5 protein-coding genes and 1 pseudogene are annotated in these 4,450 nt (G+C 44.8%); 3 read left to right on the top strand and 3 right to left on the bottom strand.

The features are described from left to right. Nucleotides 1–1,115: LapD/MoxY N-terminal periplasmic domain-containing protein (locus B3M51_RS03895; RefSeq protein ID WP_292756964.1), on the bottom strand; the 1,115-nt coding region annotated here is incomplete at its 3' end. A 215-nt stretch (nucleotides 1,116–1,330) separates the two neighbouring features. Here B3M51_RS03895 and B3M51_RS03890 point away from each other — a divergent pair. Beyond that, nucleotides 1,331–2,245, top strand: coding sequence for an AEC family transporter (locus B3M51_RS03890; protein WP_292756962.1), 915 nt, complete (start codon nucleotides 1,331–1,333; stop codon nucleotides 2,243–2,245). Here B3M51_RS03890 and B3M51_RS03885 read toward each other — a convergent pair. Both B3M51_RS03885 and B3M51_RS03880 read right to left on the bottom strand, forming a co-directional pair. Further along, the gene (locus B3M51_RS03885; protein ID WP_292481799.1) at nucleotides 2,230–2,976 is read right to left on the bottom strand and encodes a competence/damage-inducible protein A; all 747 of its coding nucleotides are present in this window, start codon (nucleotides 2,974–2,976) and stop codon (nucleotides 2,230–2,232) included. The two genes, B3M51_RS03890 and B3M51_RS03885, sit on opposite strands and share 16 nt — an antisense overlap. Before the next feature lie 2 nt (nucleotides 2,977–2,978). Next, on the bottom strand, nucleotides 2,979–3,374 hold the full coding sequence (locus B3M51_RS03880) for a group II truncated hemoglobin (RefSeq protein WP_292756960.1): 396 nt from the start codon (nucleotides 3,372–3,374) through the stop codon (nucleotides 2,979–2,981). 133 nt (nucleotides 3,375–3,507) lie between these two features. Here B3M51_RS03880 and fae point away from each other — a divergent pair, with 133 nt between their 5' ends. Both fae and B3M51_RS03870 read left to right on the top strand, forming a co-directional pair. Further along, on the top strand, nucleotides 3,508–4,059 hold the full coding sequence (fae, locus tag B3M51_RS03875) for a formaldehyde-activating enzyme (RefSeq protein ID WP_014707124.1): 552 nt from the start codon (nucleotides 3,508–3,510) through the stop codon (nucleotides 4,057–4,059). Nucleotides 4,060–4,205: 146 nt separating this feature from the next. Beyond that, nucleotides 4,206–4,450, top strand: a pseudogene (locus B3M51_RS03870) (hypothetical protein); the annotation flags it as partial.

Raw genomic sequence — 4,450 nt, 5'->3', positions numbered from 1 at the left:
AATGCTGGCATGAGTCGCTCAACCTCACTGCTACGTTCGTAAGAAACAATCCCCATATGCAGTAAGTCGCTATGCTCATATTGTTGACCCAGTTCGCTGGCCAGAGCCTGAATCTGTTCGGCAATCCGGGTGATGTCTTGCATATTGCTATCGGTTGTCAGAACAGCAAATTCTGATCCGTACCAACGATAGCTGCGCACATTGGCAAAGGGTAATTGTTGCAACTGACTGGCAAAATCCTTCAATAACGCGTCAACTGCATTTTTGCCCTGATTTTTCACTACTGCACTCAAGTCATCGAATTTGATGTAGATAACATGGCCGAATTCGCCAATGGAGAGTGCCTGCTTTATATCAACATTGAAAGTTTGCTGATTTAATAAGTTTGTTAGTGGATCACGATTCAAATTGTCATTGAGTTTATCAAGTCGCAAATTCAGGTGATGAATGGTTTTGCCAATTTTGGTTGACATACTGTTCATGGATTTGGCGACTGAACGTACTTCTCTGGTCCAGGGTAAATTTTCAATAACGGTAAATTTACCTGCAGAAATATCGTTTGCCTGTTCTGTTATAGCTTTTAACGGACGTAAGGTCATTCTCAGCACCACCAACAATAGCAAAATCGCGCCTAGCAGAATTAACAATGAAAATTTGAGTGTAGATTTAAATTGTTCGTATAGCTTGAGGTAACCATAACCAGGATTACTGGTGACTTGCAGGGTGCCAGCAATATTCCAGCCGGTGCTGATTTCACTGACAGCAGTGACGGTTTCGATGGGGAAAAACCGGATCAGCCAGCTGGGTACACCACGAACTTCATCGGGATTGGTCAGCCGAACCAATTCATTGCCATCCACATCCAGTAAACGCATTTCCTTGTAATAACCAGTATCAAAAATTGCGTTCATCATGGTCCGTAAAATCGGATCAGTCTCATCAGCCATATGGGGGCTGAGTGATAAACCAAGTGAGGTTGCGGTGTCCTGTACATGTACTTCCGATTCGCCCTGCAGATAACTACGGATATTGTCCATGCTCATGACAAAATTTACTGAGAACACAATCAGAAAAATCAGTGTAAGCAAGATAAGTAATTGTTTTGATAAAGACATAAGAAACAACCTCATTATGAAAGGTATCATCAGGCTGGAGTCAGCATGAGACAGCTGTTTTACTGCATCATCCAGTAATCGGGCTAACATTACCTGTGCATCTGCCGTCAGGCAAGCTAAATCCAGTGTTATTGGGCAAAACAATAGATTTTTGGCTTTTGTTTTCAGTGACCGATTGATACGATCACCTGTCCTCCATTCAAGGTAGTCTTCCGATGTTTATGGTTTTGGCGCAAATGGCCGTGTTAATTGCCTGTGGTGCGCTATGGCAGGCCTTGGCCCCCAGGCACATTCCGGCTTTGGCACATCGCCGGGCTCTGACCGATCTGGTGTTTTATATTCTGTTGCCGGCCATGGTGATTGATGTGATCTGGCAAGCGCCGCTTGATATCACTTCAATGAAGATATCGCTGTTGGCAATGAGTGGTCTGGCGACAGCAGCTCTTTCTATATGGCTGGTATTAAAAGTGATTCCGGTGACTAATGCTCAAAAGGGCGCGTTGATCCTGGCGGCAACTTTTCCCAACGTCACCTATCTTGGCTTGCCAGTATTGGATCAGGTGCTTGGCAGCTGGTCGAATGCGATTATCCTGCAATACGATTTATTTGCCTGTACACCAATACTGATGACCGTGGGCATGTTAATGGCGGGATATTATGGCAGCCACGATCAGTCCTCACATCCATTAAAAAGCCTGATAAAAATACCGCCATTATGGGCAGTGACCATTGCAGTGCTATTAAACCTGCTCAATGTAGAACGCCCTGATTTTATTCATTCTGCATTGCAAACGCTTTCCGGTGGCGTAGTTCCGTTAATGCTGATAGCACTGGGAATGAGCATTCGCTGGCAAAGTCTGCGATTGAACCTATTACCACTATTACTACCAGTGGCAGCAATTACCTTATTTATGGCGCCAGCGGGTGTTTGGCTGGTGACTCAGGTTCTGAGTTTGCCGACCGATATTATGACCACGGTAATTTTATCGGCTGCCATGCCGACGATGGTATTTGGGATTGTGATTTGTGAACGCTACGGTTTGGATACATCGCTCTACGCGGCAGCAGTGACATTAACGACCGTGCTCTGCATGGCGAGCCTACCGGTTTGGTTTTACTGGATTAACTGATCGGACCAGATAAAACCGGCCTGATCCACAGCCTGTTTAATCAATTGCATGGCTTGTTCAACCTGATCCAGATCACCACGCAAACTGAATTCGATATGAGGTGGATCACCCAGATGAGGCAGACTGGATAATTTCAGTTGCGGATAATCGTTAACGATCTGGTTCATTACCGGCAACAAATCCGATTCACGTCCACGTTGGACGAAAATAGTCTGCTCAGTAGCTGGACGCTGATTTTTTAAATGCGCATACAGGTTATCTAAAACCCATTCCACCATCGGCCAGGCCATTTCCGGAAAGCCCGGTGTGAAGTGATGATTTGCATAAGAAAACCCTGGTATACGGTTGATTGTATTAGGGATTATTTTAGATCCTTCTGGAAGGTAGCCCATCAATATACGATTGGGATAAGCATCTTCGCCAAACCGCGCTTCGATTTCAGCAGTTGCTTCGGGGTGAGGGATTAATGGCACATCGGCAATTTTGGCAACAGTTTGACGTGTTCTGTCATCGGGTGTCGCACCGATTCCACCGAAGCTGAACACCAGATCTTCACTGCTCATGCTGTAACGCAAAGCCCGTTCAAGTTGTTGTGGATCATCGCCAACAATCAAGGTCCAGCTTAGTTCAAGACCGCGTTTGGCCAGCATGATTTGCAATTGATTGAAATGCTTGTCCTGACGTTTACCGCTGAGGATTTCATCGCCAATTATGACCGCGCCAATATGCATGTTTACTCCGTTTCCTGTCGATTACGCATAAAATCTGCGGTCTGGGCAAAAGAACTCATTAATTGTTCAGCAAACAATGGATCCAGATCCATGGTTTTCAGGGCTTGAGCCATGCAATACAACCATTGATCACGCTCTTCAATGCCAATCGAAAAGGGGAGATGTCTGGCTCTTAATCGTGGGTGCCCATACTTTTCTATATATAGTGAGGGGCCGCCCAGCCATCCGCTCAAAAACATAAAGAGTTTATCTTCGCTGATTTGAATGTTTTGCGGATGTAAGCCCCGGATTACTTCGGTTTGCGGCGTCTCACACATAATTTTGTAAAAGGTATGACAAAGTTTGCGAACGGCTGGTTCACCGCCAATGCGATCGTAGGGTGTTGCAATATCGGCCATGCTGAATCCATGCTCAAATCAGTGCAGTTTACTCTGCATCTATGTACTCATAAAGGGTTATAAGGTTGCGACATCAGGTTTAGACCGGGATAATGGATTGTTTTCTTAGTACCAATTCAAGGAGCAATAGCTTATGAGTGAAAGAATTGTAATGCGAACAGGTGAAGCACTGATCGCTGATGGCCCACCATTAACTGCCGCGGAACCAGAAGTTGTTATCGGCGAACTGGATGGACCAGTAGGAACCGCATTTGCCAACTTAATGGGTGATCAGGTTAAAGGTCACTCGCGCGTATTAGCGTTGATGAATACCGATGTTCAGGTTCGTCCTGCGACAATTATGGTCAGTAAAGTGACCGTTAAAAACACCGCCTATACCAATATTCTGATGGGTACGGTTCAAGGTGCAATTGCTAATGGTGTTTTAGATGCTGTACGTAACGGCACTATCCCTAAAGAAAAAGCCAATGATTTAGGCATCATCGTTTCTGTCTGGTTAAACCCTGGTATTACTGGCGTTGAAAACCTGGATCACGAAGCGTTATTTGATGTACATCGTCGTGCTACAACTCGTGCTATCGAGAAAGCGATGAATCATGAACCAAGCATCGATTATCTGCTGGAAAATCAGGATAAGCTGGTTCATAAGTATTATCAGAAAGAATTGGATGCGAAAAAATCTTAATTGAATTTTTTGCATTAGCTGTGGTCTTACACTTGTAGGTTATTCACAGCCTCGACAAAATTTACGGTTTGTCTGCGAAAGCAGGCAGACCGTTTTTTTTTGCCATGTATAATGCATCAATGTGAATAACGGCGGTCAGAGAGAAAATGGATTTATATTCCATCGATAAATTAATGCATGAAACGCGACAACTGGCCGCACGCTATCGTCAGGCGACTGGTAGCACTTTGCCCGTTACTGGTGAAATTGCCCGTTTTGATGCCGCAAAATCTCTGGATCTGCAGTTACTGGATAATTTGAATTCCAGTTATGACGCCGTCGGTAAAAGTGGCGCATTAGCCGATCAAAAGTTGGTGATTAAAGGTCGTGCCATTTTTGATACCAGTAAATC

Source organism: Methylophaga sp. UBA2689 (assembly GCA_002354555.1).
In the GTDB taxonomy this organism is placed as follows: domain Bacteria; phylum Pseudomonadota; class Gammaproteobacteria; order Nitrosococcales; family Methylophagaceae; genus Methylophaga.
This window is presented reverse-complemented; position numbering and strand designations above follow the sequence as displayed.